The organism is Litorimonas sp. (assembly GCA_029936425.1).
Lineage (GTDB): Bacteria > Pseudomonadota > Alphaproteobacteria > Caulobacterales > Maricaulaceae > Litorimonas.
In genome coordinates this window covers 1-1,071 of record JAPYSU010000167.1, presented here as the reverse complement: position 1 = coordinate 1,071, position 1,071 = coordinate 1, and the positions used below count along the sequence as shown (strand labels likewise).

General features: G+C 46.6%; 1 protein-coding gene. It reads right to left on the bottom strand.

Annotated features, from left to right (window positions below; translation table 11 throughout):
* A partial coding sequence (locus ACN0IC_RS15745) for an HTH domain-containing protein (protein ID WP_416879692.1) occupies positions 1–1,071 on the bottom strand: 1,071 nt, incomplete at its 3' end.

The following is a 1,071-nucleotide window of genomic DNA, read 5'->3' as shown; positions in this document are numbered from 1 at the left end:
GCTGTATGCAAACTTCTCTTCGAGAACGTCAGTGGCAGACGATTTGCCAGATCCAATTCCGCCAACCACCACTAAAATGTGCGGTGCTTGGAACGGTTTCTTTCTAAAAATACGGAATTCAGCTTGGGCTTCTACCATTTCAGGTGAGAGAGTTCGCCAACAAAGCTGTGACCAGTATTCAAACTCAACAAGATTTATGGATTCCGCCTCCGTATCGATCCATCGAAGTTCATTGATCGATAGCTCATGCTTCGAAACTTCCAGCCATTTCTCCCAGTCGCTCTCGGGAACTTCGTATTGGTATACCACGGCTAAGTGTTTGCGCCCCAACGAAGTGGAGTTATCATTTATCAGTCCCAGGAAGCTTAATCGTTCCGCTTTGATTACTGGGTCTAGGCCCTCAACTTTGATTTCCTCGGTAAGTTCTCTGGTAGCGTTTTCTCGAATTCCAAAGTCTTCTCCACTAAAAAGTGAATAATCTTCGTCTGTTACGTGACCGCCAAACCCAATGCACAAGCTTCCACGAAGGAACTGCGCTGCTCTATTGAAACGACCGCGCCTGAAAGACAGAACGTGCTTTTTGTGAGTTACAAGTACGTAAGTAATCACCTGCTTAAACTCTTCAGTTTCCTCCGCAGATGTTCTCGCTAAATGCTTCACATCGCTGTTAATCAGCCTCTTAAGATGAAGCTCTGTTCCCCGCCGGAGGCCTTGGAAATCTAGAATTTTTCGACAGACTTCCCCTGGTATTACAAGAACGTTTTCTTTTGTCTGACGTGGCCGCCTTGGCTTCGCTCGATATGGCTTAAGTCCATCTGTCGGTTTGAGCGCCAGTGATCCATCCACTGCTTGAGTTGTGTTCGTCGTAGCCAACAAATCGCGCAAGAAAAATATTCCTTTGCCTGTGCGAACAAAGGTTGAGTCGTCGCCATTTCTAACGATCTCCATACTGAGCCGAGCCTGCATTGATTTTTGCGGTGTACGACTAAACATTTCATCGGAAAACAACCCAGATTCTTGTGCTTGCGCGATAATATCTTGTACTCGCATGGGTCGGTTCTGCTCTCGGAT